At 41.8% G+C, this 25,114-nt stretch carries 26 protein-coding genes and 1 pseudogene; 19 read left to right on the top strand and 8 right to left on the bottom strand.

The genetic code is table 11. The features are described from left to right. Positions 1-251: 251 nt before the first annotated feature. Positions 252-1,691, top strand: coding sequence for a tetratricopeptide repeat protein (locus IM507_RS05440; protein ID WP_002735820.1), 1,440 nt, complete (start codon positions 252-254; stop codon positions 1,689-1,691). Positions 1,692-1,847: 156 nt separating this feature from the next. Here the strand turns inward: IM507_RS05440 and IM507_RS05435 are convergent, their stop codons facing one another. The 3 genes from IM507_RS05435 to IM507_RS05425 form a co-directional block, all read right to left on the bottom strand. Further along, the gene (locus IM507_RS05435; RefSeq protein WP_016515336.1) at positions 1,848-2,288 is read right to left on the bottom strand and encodes an Apolipoprotein A1/A4/E domain protein; all 441 of its coding nucleotides are present in this window, start codon (positions 2,286-2,288) and stop codon (positions 1,848-1,850) included. 252 nt (positions 2,289-2,540) lie between these two features. Further along, complete coding sequence (locus IM507_RS05430; protein ID WP_002736482.1) at positions 2,541-3,131, bottom strand: PAP/fibrillin family protein; 591 nt, start codon at positions 3,129-3,131, stop codon at positions 2,541-2,543. Positions 3,132-3,310: 179 nt separating this feature from the next. Next, complete coding sequence (locus tag IM507_RS05425) at positions 3,311-3,874, bottom strand: globin family protein (protein WP_002737222.1); 564 nt, start codon at positions 3,872-3,874, stop codon at positions 3,311-3,313. Positions 3,875-4,023: 149 nt separating this feature from the next. Between IM507_RS05425 and rseP the strand changes: the two genes are divergently transcribed. From rseP to IM507_RS05410, 3 genes are all read left to right on the top strand, one after another. Next, on the top strand, positions 4,024-5,115 hold the full coding sequence (gene rseP, locus IM507_RS05420) for an RIP metalloprotease RseP (protein ID WP_002736295.1): 1,092 nt from the start codon (positions 4,024-4,026) through the stop codon (positions 5,113-5,115). Further along, a complete protein-coding gene (nth, locus tag IM507_RS05415) occupies positions 5,115-5,771 on the top strand; it encodes an endonuclease III (protein ID WP_002736342.1) in 657 nt (218 codons plus the stop codon). Before rseP ends, nth begins: the two co-directional genes overlap by 1 nt. Positions 5,772-5,911: 140 nt before the next feature. Further along, positions 5,912-6,520 (top strand): rhomboid family intramembrane serine protease, encoded by a 609-nt coding sequence (locus tag IM507_RS05410; RefSeq protein WP_042790652.1) that lies wholly within the window; start codon positions 5,912-5,914, stop codon positions 6,518-6,520. Here the strand turns inward: IM507_RS05410 and IM507_RS05405 are convergent. Next, positions 6,517-6,843, bottom strand: coding sequence for a hypothetical protein (locus IM507_RS05405; RefSeq protein WP_002735315.1), 327 nt, complete (start codon positions 6,841-6,843; stop codon positions 6,517-6,519). The genes IM507_RS05410 and IM507_RS05405 overlap by 4 nt on opposite strands. A gap of 162 nt (positions 6,844-7,005) precedes the next feature. Between IM507_RS05405 and IM507_RS05400 the strand changes: the two genes are divergently transcribed. Beyond that, the gene (locus IM507_RS05400) at positions 7,006-7,548 is read left to right on the top strand and encodes an NADPH-dependent FMN reductase (protein ID WP_002735738.1); all 543 of its coding nucleotides are present in this window, start codon (positions 7,006-7,008) and stop codon (positions 7,546-7,548) included. Here the strand turns inward: IM507_RS05400 and folB are convergent. Next, positions 7,535-7,891 carry a dihydroneopterin aldolase gene (gene folB, locus IM507_RS05395; RefSeq protein WP_002735328.1) on the bottom strand — a complete coding sequence of 119 codons (357 nt, stop codon included), beginning with the start codon at positions 7,889-7,891 and terminating at the stop codon, positions 7,535-7,537. The two genes, IM507_RS05400 and folB, sit on opposite strands and share 14 nt — an antisense overlap. 167 nt (positions 7,892-8,058) lie before the next feature. Here folB and IM507_RS05390 point away from each other — a divergent pair, with 167 nt between their 5' ends. From IM507_RS05390 to IM507_RS05355, 8 genes and pseudogenes are all read left to right on the top strand, one after another. Further along, positions 8,059-8,979 carry a glycosyltransferase family 2 protein gene (locus tag IM507_RS05390; RefSeq protein ID WP_069474018.1) on the top strand — a complete coding sequence of 307 codons (921 nt, stop codon included), beginning with the start codon at positions 8,059-8,061 and terminating at the stop codon, positions 8,977-8,979. Between the two features lie 14 nt (positions 8,980-8,993). Beyond that, entirely contained in the window at positions 8,994-9,953 is a 960-nt protein-coding gene (locus IM507_RS05385) for a GDP-mannose 4,6-dehydratase (protein ID WP_069474019.1), read from the top strand. Positions 9,954-9,955: 2 nt separating this feature from the next. Further along, positions 9,956-10,765: pseudogene (locus tag IM507_RS05380) on the top strand (glycosyltransferase). A gap of 29 nt (positions 10,766-10,794) precedes the next feature. Continuing rightward, complete coding sequence (locus IM507_RS05375) at positions 10,795-11,772, top strand: glycosyltransferase family 2 protein (RefSeq protein WP_069474020.1); 978 nt, start codon at positions 10,795-10,797, stop codon at positions 11,770-11,772. Between the two features lie 33 nt (positions 11,773-11,805). Next, positions 11,806-12,360: a phycobiliprotein lyase gene (locus IM507_RS05370; RefSeq protein ID WP_069474021.1), complete on the top strand. Its 555-nt coding sequence runs from the start codon at positions 11,806-11,808 to the stop codon at positions 12,358-12,360. 86 nt (positions 12,361-12,446) lie between these two features. After that, the gene (locus IM507_RS05365) at positions 12,447-12,839 is read left to right on the top strand and encodes a heavy metal-responsive transcriptional regulator (RefSeq protein ID WP_002737834.1); all 393 of its coding nucleotides are present in this window, start codon (positions 12,447-12,449) and stop codon (positions 12,837-12,839) included. Positions 12,840-12,844: 5 nt separating this feature from the next. Beyond that, complete coding sequence (locus tag IM507_RS05360) at positions 12,845-14,065, top strand: hypothetical protein (protein ID WP_004160032.1); 1,221 nt, start codon at positions 12,845-12,847, stop codon at positions 14,063-14,065. Continuing rightward, positions 14,062-14,844 (top strand): hypothetical protein, encoded by a 783-nt coding sequence (locus IM507_RS05355; protein WP_002738026.1) that lies wholly within the window; start codon positions 14,062-14,064, stop codon positions 14,842-14,844. Before IM507_RS05360 ends, IM507_RS05355 begins: the two co-directional genes overlap by 4 nt. A gap of 161 nt (positions 14,845-15,005) precedes the next feature. On the opposite strand, the gene metK is transcribed toward IM507_RS05355, so the two are convergent. Beyond that, positions 15,006-16,256 (bottom strand): methionine adenosyltransferase, encoded by a 1,251-nt coding sequence (gene metK, locus IM507_RS05350; protein ID WP_002736829.1) that lies wholly within the window; start codon positions 16,254-16,256, stop codon positions 15,006-15,008. A gap of 326 nt (positions 16,257-16,582) precedes the next feature. Here metK and pcrA point away from each other — a divergent pair, with 326 nt between their 5' ends. The 6 genes from pcrA to IM507_RS05320 all read left to right on the top strand — a co-directional run bounded on the left by pcrA (position 16,583) and on the right by IM507_RS05320 (position 21,755). Then, positions 16,583-18,904 carry a DNA helicase PcrA gene (pcrA, locus tag IM507_RS05345; protein WP_287636745.1) on the top strand — a complete coding sequence of 774 codons (2,322 nt, stop codon included), beginning with the start codon at positions 16,583-16,585 and terminating at the stop codon, positions 18,902-18,904. Between the two features lie 377 nt (positions 18,905-19,281). Beyond that, positions 19,282-19,713 carry a CAAD domain-containing protein gene (locus IM507_RS05340; protein WP_002755759.1) on the top strand — a complete coding sequence of 144 codons (432 nt, stop codon included), beginning with the start codon at positions 19,282-19,284 and terminating at the stop codon, positions 19,711-19,713. 890 nt (positions 19,714-20,603) lie between these two features. Beyond that, positions 20,604-20,837, top strand: a complete 234-nt coding sequence (locus tag IM507_RS05335) for a hypothetical protein (RefSeq protein WP_002737131.1) — start codon at positions 20,604-20,606, stop codon at positions 20,835-20,837. A gap of 116 nt (positions 20,838-20,953) precedes the next feature. Beyond that, positions 20,954-21,157 (top strand): type II toxin-antitoxin system HicB family antitoxin, encoded by a 204-nt coding sequence (locus IM507_RS05330; protein WP_002737783.1) that lies wholly within the window; start codon positions 20,954-20,956, stop codon positions 21,155-21,157. Beyond that, complete coding sequence (locus IM507_RS05325) at positions 21,154-21,360, top strand: type II toxin-antitoxin system HicA family toxin (RefSeq protein WP_002737289.1); 207 nt, start codon at positions 21,154-21,156, stop codon at positions 21,358-21,360. The genes IM507_RS05330 and IM507_RS05325 overlap by 4 nt, the downstream gene beginning before the upstream one ends. A 107-nt stretch (positions 21,361-21,467) precedes the next feature. Next, on the top strand, positions 21,468-21,755 hold the full coding sequence (locus IM507_RS05320) for a hypothetical protein (RefSeq protein WP_002736002.1): 288 nt from the start codon (positions 21,468-21,470) through the stop codon (positions 21,753-21,755). Between the two features lie 54 nt (positions 21,756-21,809). Here the strand turns inward: IM507_RS05320 and IM507_RS05315 are convergent, their stop codons facing one another. Then, complete coding sequence (locus IM507_RS05315; RefSeq protein ID WP_123231150.1) at positions 21,810-23,051, bottom strand: P-loop NTPase family protein; 1,242 nt, start codon at positions 23,049-23,051, stop codon at positions 21,810-21,812. Next, on the bottom strand, positions 23,048-24,961 hold the full coding sequence (locus tag IM507_RS05310) for a tetratricopeptide repeat protein (RefSeq protein WP_287636744.1): 1,914 nt from the start codon (positions 24,959-24,961) through the stop codon (positions 23,048-23,050). The genes IM507_RS05315 and IM507_RS05310 overlap by 4 nt, the downstream gene beginning before the upstream one ends. Positions 24,962-25,114: the final 153 nt, after the last annotated feature.

Here is a 25,114-nt window from a genome sequence, read left to right as displayed (position 1 = left end):
TCTATTCATAATAAATATTGGCAGAAGATTAAAGATTAGTTATTATGACTAACTCTTCTGATTAGAAAAAGATAAACTTGAGAATCCTCGATCAAATTTATTGACTCAAAATCAGCTATACTTAATTTAAATGAATCAACCCTACCCTTGATAAGGGGGGTGCGGATCACTCCTTGATCCGTAGGGTTGATTCATGAATCAACCCTACCTAATGGGGGTATCTGACAGTTTTTAACAGCTATCCACTTATTATGAATAATGAAACATCTTCAATTACCGACCAAAATGAAAGAGAATACGAAGGTTTAATCGTGTCTCTAGAGGCAAATCAAGAGAGATTAAATATATTAATTTGTGTGTGTGATCAGGAAAAATTGCGAGAAGAAATCATTGATCGCTATAGCAAAGAATTAGAACCAGTAATCCCTTGTTATCGGATTGATTTAGATCAAAAAGAACCGAATTTAAGAGCAGCAATTGCTAGTTTAGTCTCCAGAAAACCAGAGTTATTACAAAGCAAAAATGCCGTGATCACAACCACAGGAGTGGAAAAATTACACTCGATCGAATGGCAACGGGAAAAATCGGAACTAGATAAATTTTTTGGTTATCTGCAATGGACAAGGGAAGGACTGCGAGAATTTCCCTATTCTATCGTTCTTTGGGTAACAAGCACAGTGGAGGTAAATTTACGCAAAAAGTCCCCCGATTTTTGGAGTTGGAGAAAAGGAGTTTTTCGCTTTATTTCTCCTCCAAGTAACTTTTTACCTTGTCAGGAATTTTTACCAATTTTACAATCTTTTGACGAAATTACTATAGATAAAGATATTCCTTTAATCTCTAAGGAAGACTTGTTAGAACTAATCGAGCAAATCGAGGTAAATAAAGGCAAAAAAGAGCCAAGACTAGCGAGTTTATATGCCAGTTTAGCTAAGATTTATAACCTTCGTTTATTAAATCTGCCATTGTCAGATTATCGTCAGGAACAACAGCTTGCGATCGAGTATTATCAAAAGGCGATCGATTTACAAAAAGAGTTAAATCTAGAACTTGATTTAGTTGCGAGTCTCGACTCATTAGCAGGTATTTACTATTTTCTAGGAGAATACCAAAAAGCGATCGAGTTTTATCAACAGTCCTTAGCAATCTTTCAGAAAAGCGGAGATCGCTGGAGAGAAGCAGATTCTTACAATAATTTAGGCAATGCTTATCATTCCCTAGGAGAATACCAAAAAGCGATCGAGTTTTATCAACAGTCCTTAGCAATCTTTCAGGAAATTGATGATATAAGGGGAGTAGCGTATTGTTACAATAATTTGGGCAATATTTACAATTACCTAGGAGAATACCAAAAAGCGATCGAGTTTCATCAACAGTCTTTAGCGATCAAACGGGAAATCTCTGATATAACAGGAGAAGCTTATTCCTATCTAGGTTTGGGGAATGTTTACGATTCCCTAGGAGAATACCAAAAAGCGATCGAGTTTTATCAAAAGTCCTTAGAAATCTTTCAGGAAATGGAGTATATCATAGGAGAACCAAAGACTCTGTTGAATCTGGGACTTACCTACTATAAACTCAAACGTATATCGGAAGCGAAAGAAGCAATTCTTCAAGCGCGGAAATTATTTCAAGCATTGGGGTTAGCAGGATATGTTCAATATTGTGATCAGGCAATTCGGCAATTATAAACCCGAAAATATCCCTTAATCGTTGCTTTCTTTCTGGGGGTGGTTAAGTTTCCTTTAGTTGTAAATGGGTTAGACATCCCTTATTTTTAACCTGAGTTTTACATCTGCTAATTTCCCCTCATAACTACCCTAAAGTGAGAAATTATAGTAATATTTCTAAGGATTACCAGAAAAGAAAGAGCGCCACGCTGCCGTTCCGATCGCTCCTCCTAAAAGAATAATTAACGTCCAAACTTGATTTTTTTGGGTTCCTTCCACCTTTTCTAGTCTTCTATCCATCCCATCGACTTTCTCAGTTAGTTTTACTTGTCCTAACTCTAGCTTAGTTAGCCGTTCGTCGATCTTATCAAATTTCTGGTTAAAATCCTTCTGTAGGCTGTCAAATTTCTGGTTAACATCTTGTTGCAAGGTGTCGATTTTTTGGTTAACTTCCTTCTGTAGGCTGTCAAATTTCTGGTTAACATCCTGTTGCAAGGTGTCGATTTTTTGGGTGACATCTCTTTGTAGGGTATCGATTTTTTGGTTAACCTCCTTGATGCTGTCTTTGATTTCCTTGAGTACAGATTCAAGACTATAAGTAACGGTTTCGTTAGACATTTTGGTAACATACTTGGGAGTAATGATAGTACAATAATTTGATTTTAATCCTAAATCTGGTTATTAAAAACTGATTACCTATTGCCTAGTATTTAGTCTTATGGTAATAAGTAGCTGGTTATAATTAAATTAAAAATGGATTTTAGGTTCGATCCCCCCTTAATCCCCCCTTGATAAGGGGGGTGCCGATCCCCCCTTAATCCCCCCTTGATAAGGGGGGAGCTGACAACTTTTAACGCCTACCTACTTAAGTTAGGTTTTTTCCTTAGCCAGAATAAAGACGCTGCCCTCGCTGCCGCGGCCGATGCGGAGATCTTCATCGAGATAGGTGATATCGAGCCAACCTTTTTGTTCACGATTATTGAAGGAAAAATCGAGGGGAGGAAATTTTTTGCCACTTTCGATCGCTTCGATAAATTCTTGGGGAGAATGATAATTGAGAAAACGTTGCAGACCGAGGATCGAGCGCTCAAATTTGACCATAACCCGACGCTCGGAGGTGGGTTCAAAGGTAGCGGCGACGATCACTGCTCCTTCTAACCAAGGTACGCCCGTAATTTCAGCAATATTGTAGAGTTTGGCCTTGTTCAGGTCAAGATATTGATAAATTTGCCCCAATTGAAAAAAAGGTAGGCGATCTAGTCCCAGAATGTCGCGGCTGCTGGTGAATAGTAAACGCCAATTGCCCCCTAATAGTTGTTTAACTTCGAGGGGATGAGGATGGGGATTGTGGTCCTCCAATTGTTCGATCGCCGCTAAAATCCGCACGCGGTCGCTTTCCGTGGCCAGGAGTCCGCGATTTCTACCAGCTATCAATTCTAGTAATTTCGCTTTGGCATCCATAGAATCTCCCTCATTTTATAAAGTACCTCGACCCGCCAGGCACTCGATCGAGGTTTTTGGTGGCCCGAAGAGGCCTACCCGCGCCGATGATTTCATGGGTTCAACGGAGTTTTAACCTCGGTGAGCGGCATTTTTAACTGTTGGCCTCACTATTTTAACACGGATTAAATGCCTCGGTTTTAAAACTTTTTCATAACCGCAATTAAGTGATCAAAATAGGGAGTAATTGCGGTTTTTTCTGAGTCGCTAAAATAATCTAAACTGTATTGTTTTAAGGCTTCTAACCCCGAAATCATCGCCCCTAATGGTACTTGCAATTCTTGGTAAAGAAGACGCATATTTTCCAATCCCTCGGCGCTGGTGTAGGGAATCTGCTGTCCGGCGACACCGTAGGTAATACAACGTAAAAAGTTCCAGAAATCACGCCAACAAGCTTCGGCACGGTGGGGTGGATGAAGATCGCCTCCGGGTTGAAAAATGGTGGGAAATTGGTTTAATACAGTCTGACGAGCGTTATCGACGATGCTATTAGCATTATCCCGCAGTTTTCGAGCTTGCTGACTAGAAACCAGTAAATCAGGCTCTAAATTGACGATAGTATCTAAATCACTATCATCGAGATAGCGAGTTTGATCATCCGCTTGTTGCCAAACAGCGATCGCTGCTTGCTGATAGGGCCAATTAGCGAAACTGATGATTTTCGCTTTTGGGATTAATTGCTGGGCGCGCTCACTCAAAGGCATCGATCGCTCTCCGTCGGGTCAAATTAGGCGGTTAAGATCACTTTTAGCATAAATGATCGAAAAATTAGCGATAACTAGAGATTTTTTGCAATCTGCTTGGGAGGATCGCTTACAATAAACAAAAGCTAAGTCATTATATTTTGATCATCATGTCAGTTTTAATAGCGATCGGTGTACTTGCCCTATTAATTGTCGTTCACGAATTAGGTCATTTTGCCGCTGCTCGTTGGCAATCTATCCATGTTAGTCGCTTTTCCATCGGTTTTGGTCCAGCTTTAGCTAAATATCAAGGTAAAGAAACAGAATACGCCCTCCGCGCCATTCCTTTAGGGGGTTACGTTGGTTTTCCCGATGACGATCCCGATAGTCAAATTCCCAATAACGATCCTGATTTATTACGCAATCGTCCTGTTTTCGATCGAGCTATCGTCATTAGTGCCGGGGTAATTGCTAATTTAATTTTTGCCTATTTTTTGCTTGTTACCCAAGTCGCTACGGTGGGTTTTCCCCAAATTAACTATCAAGAAGGGGTAATTATTCCAGAGGTTTTCACCTCGGAAAATTCCGTCGCTAAACAAGCGGGAATACAAGCAGGGGATATCGTACTTGCTATCAATGATCAGCCCCTTGGTGCTTCTCAGAATGCCATTATTGACTTCCGTGACATTATTCAATCTTCCCCCGATCAACCCCTAAAATTAACCATCAAACGCCCCACAGAAACTCTCGATTTAATTGTTACTCCGGAATTGGGAAGTGATGGTCAGGGTAAAATTGGGGTGAGATTGGCTCCTAACGGTGAAGAAACTCGCCTGAAAGCCGATAGTTTTGGTCAAGCTTTTAGCTTGGGTGCGGGTGAATTTCAACGATTAACCCTATTAACCGTGCAAGGTTTTGGGCAGTTAGTTAGTAACTTTAAAGACAGTGTTCAACAGGTAGCAGGACCGGTTAAAATTGTCGAATATGGAGCAGCAATCGCTCGTAATGATGCGGGTAATCTTTTTCAATTTGCCGCCCTAATTAGTATTAACTTAGCGGTGATTAATATTCTGCCTTTACCTGCTCTTGATGGTGGTCAGTTGGTATTTTTATTAATCGAGGCTTTAGTAGGTAAACCTCTCCCAACTAAACTGCAAGATAACATCATGCAAACAGGTCTAGTTTTACTCTTAGGATTAGGAGTTTTCTTAATCGTGCGCGACACGGCTAACCTAGCAGTTTTTCAGGATTTATTCCAGTGATGGACTCTCGAAAAAAAACTAAGCTTCAACTGCGCGCCCTAGAGATTTTAAGCAACTTAAAGCAATTATATCCAGAGGCAACCTGTAGCTTAAATTATCAAACTCCTGTGCAGTTATTGGTGGCAGTTATTCTCTCGGCACAATGCACTGATGAGCGGGTAAATAAGGTGACTCCTGCTTTATTCGCTCGTTTTCCCGATGCTAAATCCTTAGCTTTTGCCGAGCGAGAGGAGTTAGAAACCCTGATTCGTTCCACGGGATTCTATCGCAATAAAGCTAAAAATATTCAGGGTGCTTGTCAAAAAATCCTCAAGGATTTTCAGGGGGAAGTACCCAAGACAATGGCGGAATTATTAACTTTACCCGGGGTAGCTAGAAAAACGGCTAATGTGGTACTTGCTCACGCTTACGCGATTATTGAGGGGGTGACAGTAGATACCCACGTTAAGCGCTTAAGTAATCGTTTGGGTTTAACTACTAATAACGATCCGGTGAAAATTGAACGGGATTTAATGGCTTTACTACCTCAACCGGATTGGGAAACTTTTTCTATTAGTATTATTTACCACGGCCGGGCGGTTTGTAAAGCAAGAAATCCCGCTTGTTTTTCCTGTCAATTAGCCCCTCTTTGTCCCACAGCAAACAGTAAACAGTAAACAGTAAACTCACACCTGATAACTGGTAACTGAATCACTGATAACTGATAACTGATAACTGATAACTGAATCACTGGTAACTGAATCACTGATAACTGATAACTGATAACTGATAACTGATAACTGATCTGGGGGCTATAATGGGAAAAAATAGCTCATCCATCAATCTTATGAGTCAAGGATCACGGCAAGAAATAAAAACCCAAGCAATAATCCTCGCTACCTTTGTGGCGATTTTTTGGCTGTTAGAGATTTTAGATCAATTTGTTTTTCGGGGCAGTTTAGACTATTTCGGGATTATTCCCCATCAAGTCATCGGATTGCGGGGTATTCTTTTCGCACCTTTCCTACACGGGGACTTTCCCCATCTTATTGCTAATACGGTTCCTTTTCTGATTCTCGGTTGGTTGGTGATGTTACAGGAAACCAGTGACTTTTTTATTGTGACTGGGTTAACTATGCTGGTAGGGGGGTTAGGAGTCTGGTTATTTGCTGCTCCCGGATCCATCCATATCGGGGCAAGTATCTTGATTTTTGGCTATTTAGGTTTTTTATTACTGCGGGGCTATTTCCAAAGAAATATTCCTTCTATACTCTTGTCAATTCTAGTCTTTTTACTCTACGGTGGCACAATTTGGGGCGTTTTGCCTTCCCGTCCGGGGATTTCTTGGCAAGGACATTTATTTGGCTTTCTAGGCGGGGTTTTAGCCGCCAAATTAATCGCCACCGAAAAGAAACATTATTCCTAAATGGGGGAACCTTCTATCTCGCTACATACTTCGTAAAAATCGGTGACAGGCGGTTTCGCAAATAGAGGAGCCATGGATTTCAGCAATAATTCATGGTCTTCGCTTTTATTTGCCTCCATATCATCGATTTTATCCCAGATGATTACGGCAATTCCTTCATCGGTTCCGGGTTTTTGCAACAGAAAAGCCCCCTGGAATCCCGTAGAATAGGTGGAAACGGCTTTTTCGTAGAGTTTTTGGGCTTCGGAAAAACACCCCGGTTTAAATTCACCAATAGCCACATAGGCATATTTATGTTTGAGAAAATCGAGAAATTCTGGCATGGCAATGAGGGGAAATGGAATAAATCTTTCTTTCTATTCTCATTAAAACTTAGATCGATCGCTCTCTCCGCCCCATCGACATATTTTTTTAACTAAGCTTGCCCCAATTGTCTCTTTTTTTTGTTAGCTTATATGTAGTCGTTATGAGTTCGTATAAATTCTATGATCAAAATCGTTGGTATTAATGGCAGTTTACGCCCGGGATCCTATAGTGCGATGGCGTTAGAAGTTGCTATCAGTCGAGTAGGGGCGTTAGGAATAGAAACGGAGATAATTGACCTGAGAAAACTCTCTTTACCCTTCTGTAACGGGGGAGATGACTATTCTGACTATCCCGATGTGGCCAAAATGCAGCAAACGGTTAAATCGGCAGCGGGATTAATTTTGGCGACACCGGAATATCATGGCAGTGTCAGTGGTGTGATGAAGAATGCCTTAGATTTAATGAGTTTTGAGGAGTTATCGGGAAAGGTTGCCGGGTTAATCAGTGTTTTAGGCGGCCAATCCAATAGTAACGCCCTCAATGATTTAAGAATCATTCTCCGTTGGGTTCATGCTTGGGTAATTCCCGAACAAATTAGCTTAGGACAAGCGTGGAAAGTCTTCAACGAAGAAGGAAAAATCCTTGACGAGAAGCTTTCCCAACGTTTTGACGCTTTTGCTGAAAGTTTAGTCGATAATACGCGTAAACTCAAAGGGATCTAGTAATATCGATGGTGATTTTACCGGTGAAATGGGGAATTGGGGCGGCGGGTTTCGATAATTGTACTCTTACCTGTCGCACTCGATCGAGTTGTAGAATATCCTCAGCGATGACTGTGGCCAATTTTTCCACTAGGGCAAATTTGCCGGTTTCAATCTGGTGTTTGACAATTTCGATCGCCTGTCGATAATCTAGGGTATCTTCAATTGCGTCACTTTTGCCAGCAATGCTGATATCAACTTCGAGGGATAAATCTACCTCAAACCATTGACCTAAAACCTGTTCTTCAGCCAGATATCCTGTGTAACCGTAGGCACGAATTCCTGTAACGTGAATAGTATCCATAGATAGTTAAATTAAAAAACTGGTAGCGTTGGTCACAAATTGACGAGAAACTCTATAAGTAAAAAGCAATCTCGGAGTCTCGGAGTCTCGGAGTCTCCTCAAGCATTTTTACATTTTTGCAAAGGAATGTTAAGTTTTAGGGTATTGAATGAGTAACCTTGATAGCCATGGCTCCTAAAATAGCAGGGATTATCTGTACCCACAACCGCGATCACTACCTAGAAGGAGCGATCGATAGTCTTTTGGCGCAAACCTGCCCAGATTGTGAGATTTTAGTGGTTGATAACGCATCTACCGATAAAACCCGTCAAGTGGCCGAGTCGCGTCTGAGAGATGGGCGGCTAAAATATGTTTACGAACCTATTTTAGGGCTATCTACCGCCAGAAATCGCGGAGCGAAGGAAACTAGAGCGCCGATTTTAGCTTATTTGGATGACGATGCGATCGCTAGTCCTCAATGGTTGCAAATTCTGTTAAATGCCTACGAAAATAACGAAAAACTGGCAGTAGCAGGGGGAAAAGTCACTCTTATTTGGCCGCAAGGCTATAGTCAACCCAATTGGTTATCCGATCAGTTAGCAGGGGGTTTAGGGGCTTTCGATTTGGGCGACAATGTGGTATATATCAGCCAAGCGAATTTAACTCCGCGAGGGGTTAATTACTCAATTCGGCGAGATTTCTTGGGGAAGATTGGCGGTTTTGACCCTAATTTGGGAAGAATTGGCAAAAAACTTCTCTCTAACGAAGAATTATACACTACAGAACTGGCACTGGCCCAGGGATGGCAAGTGGGCTATTTTCCTGCAGCATTGGTGGAACACAATGTGGCCCCAGAAAGAATCAATCGTCAATGGTTTATGAGTCGCAGTTGGTGGCAAGGCATCAGCGAACACTACCGGGAAGAAGTGGCAGGAAGGACGGGATTGGCTCAATTTGGGCGAGGAGGTGAGCGTTTGGTGAGAGGATTGGTTAAATCTGTCAAATTTATCAATGATCCCGCTAAAAGCTTTGATAATCTTCTCTATGCCTACGGACAAATCGGTTATTTAAGCGAGGCCGCCAAGGCGATGTTAAACCCGCAAAAGTAAATTATTGTAAATAAATGAGTAAAAAAGCGTTAATTTGTGGTATATCAGGGCAGGATGGAGCCTACCTAGCCGAATTACTGTTAAAAGCAGGCTATACGGTTTCTGGCACCTCCCGGGATGCTCAGATGTCCTCTTTTAGTAACCTGAAACGTTTGGGAATCAAGGAACAGGTAAAACTAGAATCAATGTCACTGAATGACTTTCGCAGTGTCCTACAGGTGTTAATTAAAATTCAGCCGGATGAGGTCTATAATTTGGCTGGACAAAGTTCTGTGGGTTTATCTTTTGAGCAGCCAGTGGAAACCTTAGAAAGTATTGCCACTGGAACCTTAAATCTCTTAGAAGCAATTCGATTTACCAGAGCAAAAATTAAATTATATAATGCCGGATCGAGTGAATGTTTCGGGGATATCGGCGATAATTCTGCCGACGAAAATACCCCTTTTCGTCCTCGCAGTCCCTACGCTGTGGCCAAATCGGCGGCTTTTTGGGAAGTGGCTAATTATCGAGAAGCCTACGGAATTTTTGCCTGTTCAGGCATACTTTTTAATCATGAATCTCCCCTGCGTCCCGAGCGCTTTGTTACCCAAAAAATTATCGCTGCCGTGGCTAGAATTGCTTGGGGAAGTACCGAGACTTTACACTTAGGAAATATGGATATTCAAAGGGATTGGGGTTGGGCGCCAGAGTACGTTGAAGCGATGTATTTAATGCTGCAACAGGAGCAACCCGATGATTACGTCATTGCCACGGGAGAAAGTTCAAAACTGGAGGATTTTGTCGCCACAGCTTTTGCTACTGTTGGTTTAAATTGGCAAGATCATGTAATTTCCGATCGAAGTTTATTAAGACCAACAGATTTAGCCATTAGTCGCGGTAATCCCCTCAAAGCTAAGGAAAAATTAGGTTGGCAAGCACGATACAAAATGACCGATATTGTCCGCATGATGGTGGAAAATCGTTTAGAGAAATAGCTATGAATATCTTAATGATTAGTTCCACCTTTCCCTATCCATCTCGCAAAGGAGGAACTCAGGGCAGAACTTTTAATTTACTCAAGTATCTAGGCAAAAATCATGATATTACTGTCATCGTTCAGTCTAATGCTGATGTTAGGGATGAGGAGGTAGATAAGTTAGGTAAATTTGTTAGTGAATTGGTAGTTTTTACCCGTCCTCGATATGCCAAAACTGGAATAATTGCTAAACTCCAAAGATTAGCTCAATTGCTGTAACAAGAGATGCAAAACTGGATAGATAGGGCAGTTAAGAGTCAAAAATTCTCAGTAATTACCAGTGAACATAGTGTTAATGAAATTTATATTCGTCCCCAAGGACAAATTACTTACCCCGATACTACTTTAACTCTAGTCGGTGGTAATCCATCCCTAGAAGTGCAAGAATTAACTAAGTTAAAAGGAGTAATTGTAACGAGACAAGTACCATTAATGACCACCTATCTTTATCAGGCAACTGTGGTGGTTATTCCCCTAAGAACAGGTTTTGGAATGAATTTCAAAACCCTAGAGTTCATGGCTTCTGGGGTGCCAGTGGTAGCCAGGGATCGAGGTTTAGAAAGATTAACAGTGGCAGTAAATAATGTTCCTTTAGCAGCCTTAATGGCTAATAGTATTGAGCAATATTGTACGGCGATTAGCAGTCTTTTTAAATCGGCAGAGTTGCGAGAAAAATTATCTAGAAATGCTCGCAAATTAATCGAATATAACTATACTTGGCAGCAAGCAGCAGGTAAGTACGAACAAGTTTTGACTGCTGACATTTGTTAGGTAATTTCTCTAGTTTTTTGTCAATTAATATGCTATCAAATCAAATACCAGTGAGAATATCTGTTGTTGCCCCTCTGTATAACGAACAAGAAAATATCGACGCTCTCTTTCGGCGACTTTTAGCGGTTTTAGAGGCACTAAATACCAGTTATGAGGTCATTTGCGTTAATGATGGTAGTCGTGACAATACTCTCAAAAATCTCGTGGAATATCATCAACTTTACCCACAAATTAAAGTGGTTAATTTATCGCGTAATTTTGGTAAAGATACCGCCATGTCAGCAGGAATTGATTATAGTCAAGGAATGGCAGTTATTCCTATTGATGCTGATTTACAAGATCCGCCAGAATTAATTGCCGAAATGATCGAAAAATGGCACGAGGGTTATGATGTGGTTTATGCTTCCCGTCTGGTTAGAATTGGCGAAAGTTGGTTTAAACGTTTCAGCGCAGAAGGTTTCTATCAAGTCATAAATAAATTAAGTCGGGTTTCTATTCCTCCTAATACTGGAGATTTCCGTTTAATTGATCGCCGAGTGGTAGAATCAATTAAAAAGATGCCCGAACGTCAAAGATTTATGAAAGGAATATTTGCTTGGGTGGGATATAAACAGACATCAATTTTATTTGATCGAGAACCCCGGTATCAAGGACAAACTAAATGGAATTACTGGAAATTATGGAATTTTGCCATTGATGGTATTACTTCTTTTAGTTTTTTACCTCTGAAAGTCTGGACTTATGTAGGATTGATCATTGCACTTGTTAGTCTTGTTTATGCTAGTTTTTTAATCCTCAGAACTATTATCTTCGGAATCGATGTACCCGGATACGCTTCTCTGATGGTTGCTGTCTTATTTTTAGGAGGAATTCAATTACTCACCCTTGGTATTATTGGCGAATATATTGGCAGGGTTTATGAGGAAGTAAAGGGTAGGCCACTTTATCTGGTTCGAGATTGTTATGGTTTTGAAAATAGGGAACAACTTAGTGATAAAATAACTTAAAATTAAGATACTGACAAGAGGAGAATTAAATCTATGAATACCGAAGTTTTTCAGCAATTTTTTGCCTATTGTGTCGGTAGTTGGCAAACGGAAAGAACCTATCATTATCTAGCTGCTCAAGAAGTGGAACGTTCCCGCACTGAATTTCTCATCCAACCCCTCACCAGGGAGATTAAACAGAAAGTTCTGAGAGATAATAACTATGCTGATATTGCGGATTTAGAAACTATCCCGGGGTTTAATTTAGGTTTCTATACCATCTCGGAAAAAGGGGAAGAAGTGCGACAAAATCTTAATCTTTTATTTGTGGTTAAAACAGAAAATAACGGTTATTTAGAAGGGGATTATCTTCGCGATCGCGCCTACGAAGAAGCAAGACCAATTATCTCCGCTTTTCGCTTTGATTCCACCACCAGAGAGTTATTAATGACCACCAATTATACTCGCAGTGTTTCCGTGGATTCAATTACTTTAATCAATCCAGACCTGCGAATTCGCAAAATTATTAACTATCAACGTCCCCAGGAGGGGGAACCCTTGGAAAAAGTTCTCTTGGTCGGTTTTGGAGTTGAGTGTAAAGTCAGTTAAAAAAATATTTCTTCTCCCCCCCCTTGATTCTCCAGTCAAGGGGAGATTTTATCATGGAGAAACGATAGGATTAAGGAGCAAAAATAATGCTCAAAATCGGTCAACTTTCCCTAGAAAGTGGTGTTTCGGTTAAAACAATCCGTTATTACGAGGAATTAGGACTAATTCAGTCCCCTGAGAGGACAGAGGGACAATTTCGCCTATTTACTCCCGATACTGTCCATCGCTTGCTATTTGTCAAGAGATTGCAATCCTTGGGTTTAAGTCTGCAAGAGATCCGCGAATGTTTAGTAATTCATGATCAGGGCGAGTTACCCTGTGGAGATATTCAGGAAAAATTAATTAAACATATTGCTGAGATCGATAAACAAGTGGAACAATTGCTTTTATTGCGTCAACAATTAACCGAAACCCTGCAAGGATGGACGGATACACCAGCAAAAGACGATCAATTTATTTGCCCTAATCTCAAGGTTTAACTATCATGAAAAAGTTAATTTTATTGGTAACTGTAGCACTGATTTCTACTCCTGTCATTGCTCAACATTTACATCTTGATTCACCTCAAACTCAGAATTTACAAGCAATTTCTGACAATATACCAGCTTGGATGTATAACAAGCAACGTAATCATATTTATCCCCAAAGAGGGGTTTATAATAATGCAATTTATAATGTCAGAGATTTAGCTTTAGACTTAAATGCGATCGCTGTTGGTCATGCCTTTGCTTACGAAGATATCGTAACGGGAAAAGCGAAAGATTTAGAAACTAAGACATACCAAAAAATTAATTGGGTTTTAAAAAATCCGCCTAAATTTATGCCCGACGAGGGTAATATTTCCCCAACTTTTGGCAGAAAATACGGTGTTTTAGAACAGGTTTTCGAGTGGGCGCATATTTTCCATGCTCAAACCGTTGATGTTTTAGCCAGCAGCAAATTAACCAACGAGGAAAAAGAAGCAGAAATTGAAAAATTATATCAATTTTACTTGACAAAAGTTCCCTATGCTATTACTGGATTACCGATGAATATGGGTTATCTGGATTCCCAACCCTATTCTAAAGCTTTTCGCCAGAAATATCCGAAAGTTAATGGCTTATTTTGGGGCTACCATTGGCTACAAGGAACCATGTATGACTTGCTTTATGAGAAAACTTTAGAGGAACAAAAACAGGCTTATAAACAGGTGGGTAAACAATACCATAGTCAGGAATTGTATCGCACTGATCGAGCTTTTATGCCCATGTTTGCCGAACTTAGTCCCAAGTTTGCCCGACGTTTTCCCGCAATATCTAACACCTTCGATAACCTGCATATGTTACACGATATGGTTAATGATATTCTGGCATCAGATTGGCTAACTCCCCAACAAAAAGACGAACAAATTACCCGCGCTATTTGGTTAGTAATGGCTGCTAATCATCGGGAAATGGAAGCAGGAAAAAATTATGGTGGTGAAGGACTACATGATCATCGTTTTGAGTCAGGAATTCCGGGTATGGGATTAATGCCAGCAGATATTTCTCACGAAGGTCATAATCACGAAAATCCTGATAATTCTGAGAAAAAACCTGATGATTCTCAAGTAGATGAGGGAGGAGATCACCAACACCATAACCACGAAAATCACTCCCCAGAAAACCCTCCTAATACGGAGAAAAAACCTGACCACAGCAATGCTCAAGAGGAACCGACAAAATGAGAAGATTTTTATTGATTGCCGTGGGTTTAGTTGCCAGTTTTACTAATCCAGTTTTTGCCAACGATCATAATAATCTGGATTCTGGTCGTCCCCTTTCTTTTGATGATGCTGAAAGTATGGGTTTTGGGGAACAATCGATAGAATTTGGTACTGGGTTAGTCTTTCCTGAAAACAGCAATGTCGGTGGTGAATTTGATCTTGAATACCTCAATGGTATTATTCGTAATGGTCATATTATTATCGGTATTGATCCACAAGTGGGAGGACGAGTTAATAGTGATGACACGGATTTTGATGTGGGGAATTTATCCGTAGGTTTTTTCTATAATTTCAATCGCGAATACGATAATGTTCCTGCTTTTGCTATTCGTACCGATGTGGGATTACCGACGGGAAATAATGCTAGTGGATTAGATTTTCGTCTGCGGGGAATTGCCAGTAAAACTCTCGGTCAATTCGATCGCTTGCATCTTAATCTCGATTTAAACATAAAAACTGACCCCGATAATGGCGATCGATCTTTTTTACCCGCTGCAATTCTCGGTTATTCGCGACCGATTGGTTATCCGAAACGCTTCGATCAAACTTTTCTAGCAGAATTGGGCGTAATTACCAGCGATAATAGTAATGGTGGAGTTTTAATTCGCACTGGAATGGGAATTCGTCAGCAAATTAATCGTCAAGGTGTGATCGATTTCGGTATCGAGGGAGATATTGCCACTAATAGCCATGATCAAAGTCAATTAAAGCTAAAAATTGGTTATTCTTTCAGATTTTAGCCTAGCAAACTGAAGATTAATCTTCAGGTTAGAAAATCTGATTATTTATTCCCGCTTTTGCCTCTTCTCATAAGTAGCCTATACTCAACGAATTTAGTATAAAAAAGGAATAGAGCCTTAAACTCTACTCCTCAATCAAAAATTGCAGTTAATTTCTAACCCTATACTACCACAGAAGTCAAAGCTTCTTTGAGGATAGCGGCTTTATCGGTCTTTTCCCAGGGTAAATCGAGATCATTGCGACCAAAATGACCATAAGCGGCCACATCTTGGTAAAAACGCTCGCCTCTTTCACTGGGTAAACCGCGCAGGTTAAAGGTTTGGATAATACCGGCCGGACGGAGTTCAAAGTATTTATTGATTAAGTCCAGAATCACATCATCAGCGACTTTGCCAGTGCCAAAGGTTTCCACGAAGAGACTCACCGGACGAGCTACCCCAATCGCATAACCCACTTGAATCTCGCACTTATCGGCCAAACCAGCAGCGACGATATTTTTGGCCACATAACGGCAAGCATAGGCCGCAGAGCGATCGACTTTGGTAGGATCCTTACCGGAGAAAGCACCGCCACCGTGACGAGAATAGCCACCGTAGGTATCGACGATAATTTTCCGTCCCGTTAATCCCGCGTCGCCTTGGGGTCCACCAATGACGAATTTTCCGGTGGGATTAACCAGATAACGGGTGTTGGCATCGGGTTTAATCTCTAAATCGCTGAAAACTGGCTCTACTACCGCTTTCCAGAGATCACTTTTAATCTTTTGTTGGACGAGATCATTATCGGTGATATCGCCGATAGTAGCATCGTGTTGGGTAGAAACAAGGATAGTATCGATACCCACGGGACGACCATTTTCATAAATGACCGATACTTGCGTTTTACCGTCGGGACGCAGATAGGACAGTTCACCGGTTTTTCTGACTGCCGCTAGACGGCGAGCGATGCGGTGGGCTAAACTAATCGGTAAGGGCATAAATTCGGGGGTTTCATTGCAAGCGAAACCGAAGACAATACCCTGGTCTCCCGCACCAATTTTATCGAGTTCATCATTGCTGAGAAGTTCGCGATTTTCCTGAGCAGCCGTGACCCCCTGGGAAATATCGGGAGATTGTTCGTCTAGAGCGACTAAAACGGTGCAACTATTCGAGGAAAATCCGTTATCGGCGTTGATATAGCCAATTTCAGCGATTTTCTTGCGAACTAAATCGACGAAATGAACCTGTGCTTTCGAGGTGATTTCGCCGGTAATCAAGACTAACCCTGTATTGACAACCACTTCAGCCGCTACACGACTGTGGTCATCTTGGGATAACAGAGCGTCAAGAATAGTATCAGAAATCTGGTCACAAATTTTATCGGGATGTCCCTCTGTAACCGATTCGGAGGTGAACAAATAACGTTTAGACAAGTGATGTCCCTCACATAGTAGTATATTTGAACGCAAACAAGATTCCAAGAAATCTTTGATCATACAGTGTAACAGGGAATTTGTAGAGATCTAGTATTTTCAATAAGAAACCGCCCGAACATTGTCCGGACGGAGTGTGGTGTGAGGAGTGAACGGAAACTTGCGTCTCCGCTAATTCCATTGTAGAGGACAACTTAGAATCTTGAACGACTTGAAACAAACTGGCCAAAAAAATTTTTATTTCTTTAAGGGGTTGACTAATGACCGATCCCCGTCTCGATGATGTAGCCTGAGTAATAGAGGTCGCAGAGCTATATGCCAAGATTATGACAGTCACAGCCGATTATTTAGAACAACTCAATCCTTCTCAGCGCCTTGCTGTGGAGCATTTTTGCGGCCCCTTGTTGGTGGTTGCTGGAGCAGGATCGGGAAAAACCAGCGCTTTAACCTATCGTATCGCCCATTTGATCCGTCATCACGGGGTCGATCCAGAAAATATTCTCGCGGTCACTTTTACCAATAAGGCAGCCCGGGAAATGAAAACGAGAATTGAAAAAACTTTTGCTCAACAAAAAGCACAGGAAAAATACGGTCAAAGATTAGAACTTTTAGAAGAATACGAACAGAAAAAACTCTTTTCTCAAGTTTATCGGAATTATACTAAAAAACTCTGGATCGGGACTTTTCACAGTCTTTGTGGTCGTATTTTGCGCTATGACATTAATAAATATCAGGATGAATATGGTCATAGTTGGCAAAGGAATTTTTCGATTATGGACGAATCTGATGCCCAGAGTTTAGTGAAAAATATCGTTACTAAACAGATGAATTTAGACGATAAAAAATTTGATGCCCGCAATCTACGTTATGCGATTAGTAATGCTAAAAATTTAGGTTTAACTCCCAGGGATTACGCCAGAGAAAACCCTCATTTTCGAGGAAGGGTCATTTCTGAGGTTTATCAGGCTTATCAGATGCAATTGGCACAAAATAATGCCCTAGATTTTGATGATTTGATACTGGTTCCAGTCCGTCTTTTTCAGCAAAATGAATCTATTCTCGGCTATTGGCATACGCAATTTAAGCATATTTTAGTCGATGAATACCAAGATACTAACCGGATTCAGTACGAGTTAATTAGGCTTTTGTCCACCAATGGTGAAACGAAAAAAAGTGAGTGGAATTGGACGGATCGATCGATTTTTGTGGTGGGTGATGCCGACCAATCTATCTATAGTTTTCGGATGGCGGATTTTACTATTCTGCTCAATTTTCAAGCGGACTTTGGCGATGGTTTACCCGATGATGATACTCGCACGATGGTGAAATTACAGGAAAACTATCGTTCACGAGAAAATATTCTGCAAGCGGCAAATAAGTTAATTGAAAAGAATAGTCAAAGAATCGATAAAGTCCTTGTTCCCACCAGAGAAGGGGGCGAGATTATCTATGTTTTTAAGGCCAGAGATGAACAGGAAGAAGCATCTTTTGTTATCGATAAAATCAGAGAATTTACCCAAGAAAACCCCGAATTAAATTGGGGTAGTTTTGCCATTCTCTACCGAATTAATGCCCAATCTCGTCCTTTTGAAGATGGGTTAATTCGCAATAATATCCCCTATAATATTGTCGGGGGATTTAAATTTTATGATCGACAGGAGATTAAAGATGCGATCGCTTATTTACGAGTGATTGCCAATCCTGCTGATAACGTTAGTTTACTGAGAATTATTAACACTCCCCGGCGCGGTATCGGTAAAACCACAATCGATAATTTGCTCAAAGCTTCCCAAGAATTAGGAGTACCTTTATGGGAAATTATCAGCGATGAAACTTCCGTTAATACTCTCGCTGGTCGTGCGACTAAAAGCATCAATAAATTAGCTAAAATTATCCAAAACCTGCAAGAAAAAATCACCGATTTATCCGCTAGTGAAATCCTAGATAAAATCATGGAAGATTCGGGATATATTGATGAATTAAAACAGCAGGGAACCGAGGAAGCTGATACCCGGATCGAGAATATTCAAGAATTGTATAGCGCTGTGGTACAATTCCAAGAGGAAAACGAAGAAACCAATCTCCAGGAATTTCTCGCTAGTGCTAGTTTAGCCTCGGATTTAGATAATCTTCAGGAAGGTCAAGAAAAAGTCTCGTTAATGACCCTTCATTCGGCCAAAGGTTTAGAGTTTCCTGTCGTCTTTTTAGTCGGTTTAGAACAGGGCATTTTTCCCCATAATCGTAGTTTAAACGATCCCATTGCCCTTGAGGAAGAACGCCGTTTGTGTTATGTGGGGGTGACTCGGGCCAAGGAACAATTATTTTTAACCTACGCAAAAGAAAGATACGTCTGGGGGAATAAAGAGATGAAGGTAGCTTCCCAATTTTTGCAGGAATTGCCCCCAGAATTGCTCACAAGCAACCTGAAACCGAAAAAGACCCCAAAAGTGGTTCCTATGGAAAAAACTGTCTCTGATCAAAGAAAATGGCAGGTAGGCGATCGAGTGTTACACTCTACTTTTGGAGAAGGAGAAGTGACCCATATCCTCGGTACGGGCAAAAAAATGAGTCTAGCGGTCAAATTTTCGGGTTTAGGTCAGAAAATCATCGATCCTCGCACCGCACCCATGCAACTTATCCAGGAATAGGTAATCATCTGTAGGGTGGGTTAGGCGAAAAATAAGTTATAATCTCACTAAAAATTGAGTATTCGCCGTAACCCACTGGCTTTTTACTACCTATTTCCTCACTGATAACTGATTACTGTTCACTGATAACTGACATCCCCCCGATTCCTCAACTCCGATCGCTACCTGCTGTTAGAATAGAGAATTGCGGTCAGACTGACGATAAAATTGAGAAGCTAAATCCTTGATTCTTAATAGTTGTTGAGAAACTTTCCGCCTACTATCGCAATTATCCGATAATATGGGCAACAGCGAGTTAGTCTATTCAGTCTGTTAAAATTGACCCCCGTTGGTCGTATTCGCGCACTGTCTAACCTTTATGATGAGGATCAGTTAATATGGAATCAATGCAACCCACCGAAACACAAAATCCGATTAGAACAGATTTACCCGGGTCTCTGAGCAAACCCAGCAGCAGCACCGAACAGATTTGGTCTGAATATGTAGAACCAGTGTGGGATTCGGTAATGTCCTATCTGGCTAATGTCCCCGATTATATCGGTAGTTTCTTCTCTGGATACAAAAAACCTTTAATCGTTCTGGGGGCAATTTTAGCGAGTTTTGTCACCGTGAAAGTTACCCTAGCGGTTTTAGATGCGATCGATGATATTCCCCTCCTTGCTCCTATCCTACAATTAGTTGGGATCGTTTACACTGGTTGGTTTGTCTGGCGCTATCTGCTCAAAGATGAAAATCGTCGCGAGTTATTAGCCGAAATTGATGCACTAAAAGCGCAAGTTTTTGGCAGTCACAATAACACTTTATCTTAAATGTCGGGGTGAAGACCCTCGGTTTTACCGACGGGATGAAACCCCGACCAGTATAGAAACAGCGAAGCACAACTAAAACTCTGCTGTTTTAAGATAATTTGTGCTAAAGTGAAAGCAAGCGGAAAGTCAGATGTGTAGTCGTGGCACGCGAACTGACCGTTGTAAAAAGGCTAGTGTCACCAACTCAAAAAGGTTGACCCAATACCTCACTGCCCTCTAACAAAAAATATGGGATATGTGGGAGATAAAATAATCAAATAGGGTAGGGCATACCCGAATTTAAGCTTGGGGAGTAGTCCACAAGAGTGCTTGCCTTATAGGTGTAGTCGGACTAGACATGAAAATGTAAGACCAAAATTAGCATTGCTAGTAGAGGCAAGATTCAGCCCAAGAATCCCTCGGTTTTACCGATGGGAGTGTCAAAGAATCAAGCATAGATAACCAAGGAGTTGAGCGGAAACACTCAACTCTTTTGTTTTTGCACAAGAGCTTATACTATAGCGTTTTTCAGTCTAGTGAGGTACAAAAGTTATGGGTTTTAGGCAAAAGGCAAGAGGCAAAAAGCAATAGGGAGAATAAATAATCAGTTTTTAATAGCCCGATTTAGTATTAGCCACTTTCTCAGGAAATTCAGTTACTTTTGCTTTGATCTATTGATTATTAGTCGAAATATCCACCAACGCTGGGGGCAGTGGGTTTTTCTTTGTTATAAGAGAGAGGAAACGGCAACGATTATCAGCCTACAATAGTACTAGGCGATCGAATGTTCCCCAAAATTCAGATGAGTCAATTAAAATCAATTTCTGGGAAAAGGTTTGCCAAAATTGGAGAACCTCATTGAAAATTCAAGGTAGCCATCACATTTACTGTATTACTCGTTAAGACTGTCTATGAACCATCGTCAACAATTAATTCAAGAACTCGAACAAGCACCTGATGATCTAATAGAAACCGTGTTAGATTTTTTACATCGAGTTCAGGCAACAGGCAACAATCATCCTCTGGCCAAGTTTTCAGGCATTTTAAGCGATTCAGAGGCACAAGAACTACAACAAGCCATTAAAACAGAATGTCGTCAGTTGGTAAGGATTGCATCACCTACAAAAACAGCCTACAATATTTAGACTAAATCCAGTTATTGAAGACTGATTATTTACACAACCCCGTAGAAATGTTAGATTTTAGGAGTGGTAATAATTATCTATCCATCCCTCCCATTGATCGATCTAGGAGATAAGCAATGAAAATGAAAGTTATCGTTCACGAGGCGGAGGAAGGTGGCTTCTGGGGGGAAGTCCCGGCGCTCCCCGGCTGTGCCACCCAAGCAGAAACTTTCGAGGAACTACTAGAGAATTTACACGAGGCGATCGAAGGTTGTCTATCCATAGATGTGGAATCCTTGCCGACCGATCCGAAAACTCGGATTCTAGAGATAGCGATATGAAATCGATTTCTGGGAAAAAGTTCGCCAAAATTTTAGAGCGTCACGGATGGGAATTATTGAGAATTCAAGGTAGCCATCACATTTACTGTCAGCCAGATAATCCCACCCGTATCTCTGTGCCGATTCACGGAAACCAGGATTTAAAAATCGGATTACTCAAGCATTTTTTGAAACAAGCGGGACTTTCTGAAGAAGATATTTGATCAATGCGATCGTTGTAATTCCGTCACTCCCGAAAGATCGCAGAATTACCAATAACGATTATCAGCCTACAATACCACTAGGCGATCGAATATTCCCCGAAATTCAGATGAGTCAATCCCCCGTCACCAATTCCCTAGAAATTATCCTGACAAATATCACGGAAAAATTAGACTCTTTACAGAAAGATTTCACCGATCTAAAAGTAGATATGGCCGAGGTGAAAACCGAACTCAAGATTATTGATAGGCGATTAGAAAAAGTAGAGGGAACACAGGACGCTTTAATTCAGGATGTATCGGACCTTAAGGGAGCAAAATCGTTGATTATTCCCGTGGTAGTGGCAGTATTAACCAGTATTCTGACTCTGCTGGTGCGATCGATCCCAAATCCTTAAAGGATTTTTCTGGGAACGGCGATCGATTTTTGCCGGTGTATTTTCGTTTTCCCTTCAATCCGCCGGAGGGAGAAGGATCGGCTCGAAAACCGTCACATCCTCTTGATTTAACCTTTGAGCTAGATCAGCTTCTTCCAATCTTTCTAGAAAGGGCAAAATATCACTAAATGCCCGAAAACCTAAACTTTCAAGCTCATCGATGGTGATCGAATCGTCGGAGATATTACCTTTGCGTTGCAAAAGCAGACGAATTCTTTCCTCTTTGGCGTTTAAGGCCGCTTGTTGTCGGAAATCCTGTTCGGCTGCTTTTAATCCTTTTTCGAGAACTTCCATCGTGATCGTTTTAACCTGAAGATCGGCCGCAGTGGAGAGTACAATATTTCCCAAGCGGTTGAACAAACGGGGTCTGCCGAGAGAAACCTTGCAAAAACGTCTTGCCGCATCTGGTAAAAAGGGAAGTACACACCTGTCATCTTTCGGATCCGTACAATCGTTGTTAATTCTGGCACTTTTGAGATAGTTAATTAACATCTGGTATGTGGTATCGGCATCTAGTTCTTCTAGTGGCAAATGCAAGTCAAATAAACCGCGTTCACTGGTTAATAAATCTCCCGTCATCCCGATGGGGTGGGCCGTCAGCATAAACCAAGCCCGACCTTTTAACATTCCCTGCGCGTCGTGCATCATTTGCCGTACCACACTAGGATTTTGTTTATCTAGATCATCGATCGCGATCAGAATCCCCTGCGGATATATTTTTTGCGCCCGCTCTAACAATGTATCGAAGCTCACAGTCGGATATTGAAATTTCGTAATCGGTAAATCTTTCTCGGTAAGTTTACCCGTAAGGATTGCATTAGCCCCCACTTCCGCCCCGCGTTCTTTTAACACTTTGGCGGTGGGAATTCCCATCTGATGGAGTTGACGCTGCGCCCAATCGTCATTTGGCATCGCTCTAGCGAGGGCGATCAGTGCTGTAGTGGCGATATCTAAACCTGCGGGTAGAGATATATAGGTAGTCAACATTTGCGGACGATTGCGGCGCATAACCGACAATACTTCCAGTAAAAAAGCACTTTTGCCGATTCCTAAACGACCGGAAACCAGAATCCGACGACGCTCGCGACTTTGGAACAGATTAAACACCCGTCCCAATTCTTTTTGTCGCCCGGTAAAAACACGATCGAGGGTATCGCTGTTTAAATCGATCGGGCTTTCGGTAAAGGGGATTTCCTTCAGTCCTAACCGTTGGATATTGTCAAAGGATTGCTTAAAAAGATCATCGGCACTTGTCATAAATATACCTCGCTGGTTTGTCGTTCGATCGCCCGTCGAGAAGCTTGATAAATAATGTCTATCTCCTCCACTTTATCGGGATCGGTCTGTGGTAGTTGTTGGTAGATTGCCTTCGCTCGATCGAGTTCCTCCATTCCTTTCTCTAGATGTCCTTGGGATACGAAGACATTCCCCAATCCGGTGCGACTTTTGGCGATTCCGGGTAAATCCTGTAAATATTCGTACCAACGCAGGGCATCGCGATAGTAGAGACGGGCTTTCTCTCGATCGGACAGAACTTCGTAGGCGCGGCCGGTGTGGTAGAGCGCGTTCGCATGGGCTAGGCGATCGTCACTGGTGCTAAGTTGATTGACGCTATTTAACAACAGTTGTAACCCTTGCTGCCATTCGCCATCCCGCACCAGACGACTACCGAGAATGGTTTGGGTAGTGGGCAGCGCTTTCCAGATATCTTTTCGATCGTAATGTTCGGGACTAATCAGATCTAGGGCGGTTTTATAAGCTACTAAAGCCTGTCGGAGATCGTCGAAATTTTTGTCGCGATCGTACCTTTGAGAAAGAGCTATTCCTAATCGATACTGAAAGTCAATAAAATCTTGACAACCTGCGGGGGAGACTTCTAGAGCTTCTTGAAGTAGAGCGATCGCAGTATCGAGATCGCCGGGGTTATCCCGTTGCATCAAAGCTTCTGCCAAATCCCCTTGATTCCCCGCCCATGGCACGGGAAACGCGGCACGAGTAGAGATTTGAGCGGCTTGATTGTAGAGATCGATCGCCCGTTCTAAATTGTCCTTCCGCTCTCCTAAAACTCGCTCGCGATAGGCATTGGCCAAATTCTGCTGACTTATCGCCCAATTTTCGGGGAAATTCTCGCGGGTATAGACTTCTAACGCTTGCCCGTACAGTTCGATCGCTTTCTCTAGATTTTCCGCTCGATCGCCCAGTATTCGATTACTGTAAGCGCTGGCAAGGTTATTGAGGGTTCCCGCCCAATCTACGGGGAAATTCTTGCGGGTTTTAATTTCTAAAGCTTGCCCGTACAGTTCGATCGCTTTCTCTAGATTTTCCGCACGATCGCCCAGTATTCGATTAATGTAAGCGCTGGCGAGGTTATTGAGGGTCATCGCCCAATCGACGGGGAAATTCTTGCGGGTTCTAACTTCTAAAGCTTGCCCGTACAGTTCGATCGCTTTCTCTAGATTTTCCGCACGATCGCCCCGAATTCGATCGCTGTAAGCGATAGCGAGGTTATTAAGGATTCTTGCCAAATCGACGGGGAAATTCTTGCGGGTATAGATTTCTAAAGCTTGCCCGTACAGTTCGATCGCTTTCTCCAGATTATCAGCCCGATCACCCCGAATTCGATCGCTGTAAGCGAGAGCGAGGTTATTGAGGGTTCCCGCCCAATCTACGGGGAAATTCTTGCGGGTTCTAACTTCTAAAGCTTGCTCGTACAGTTTGATCGCCCTTTCTAGATTCTCAGCCCTGTCGCCCAGTATTCTGTTTTTGCAAGCGACAGCGAGGTTATTCAGGGTTCCCGCCCAATCTTCGGGGGAATCTTCGCGGGTGTAAATTTTTAGGCTGAGATTATGAGCGGTAATACTTAATTCTAAATTTGTTGCTCGATCGCCTAACGGAAACTTGTCAATGGTGACAGCAAAATTCTCGAAAAGGCAGGCTATTTTTTCTCGCTCGTCTATTGATTTATCGGCGATTAAGCTTGTGAAGACTAAAGGTAAAGCGTCTAAAAGTAAATCATCTAATTTATTAATATTTGCTTTTAAAAATTGCTGTAGCTTCGTTTCATCTTTGGAATTTTTTCGATAAAAATCCCCAAAAGCAAAGAGAAAATCCTTAAATTTTCTCGTGGGAGTTGGCGACTGACCGAATCCTTTCGCTTTTTTCGACATCGTGGTATAAGTTAAGTAGCTGGTTATAATTAAATTAAAAATGGATTTTAGGTTCGATCCCCCCTGCCCCCCTTGATAAGGGGGGTGCCGATAGGCGGGGGGATCCCCCCTGCCCCCCTTGATAAGGGGGGTGCCGATAGGCGGGGGGATCCC

Origin of the sequence: Microcystis sp. M20BS1, assembly GCF_020245305.1 — a bacterium.
GTDB classification, from domain to species: domain Bacteria; phylum Cyanobacteriota; class Cyanobacteriia; order Cyanobacteriales; family Microcystaceae; genus Microcystis; species Microcystis ichthyoblabe_A.
Note: the sequence above shows the minus strand (reverse complement) of the source record. Positions and strands in the feature narration are given on the sequence as shown.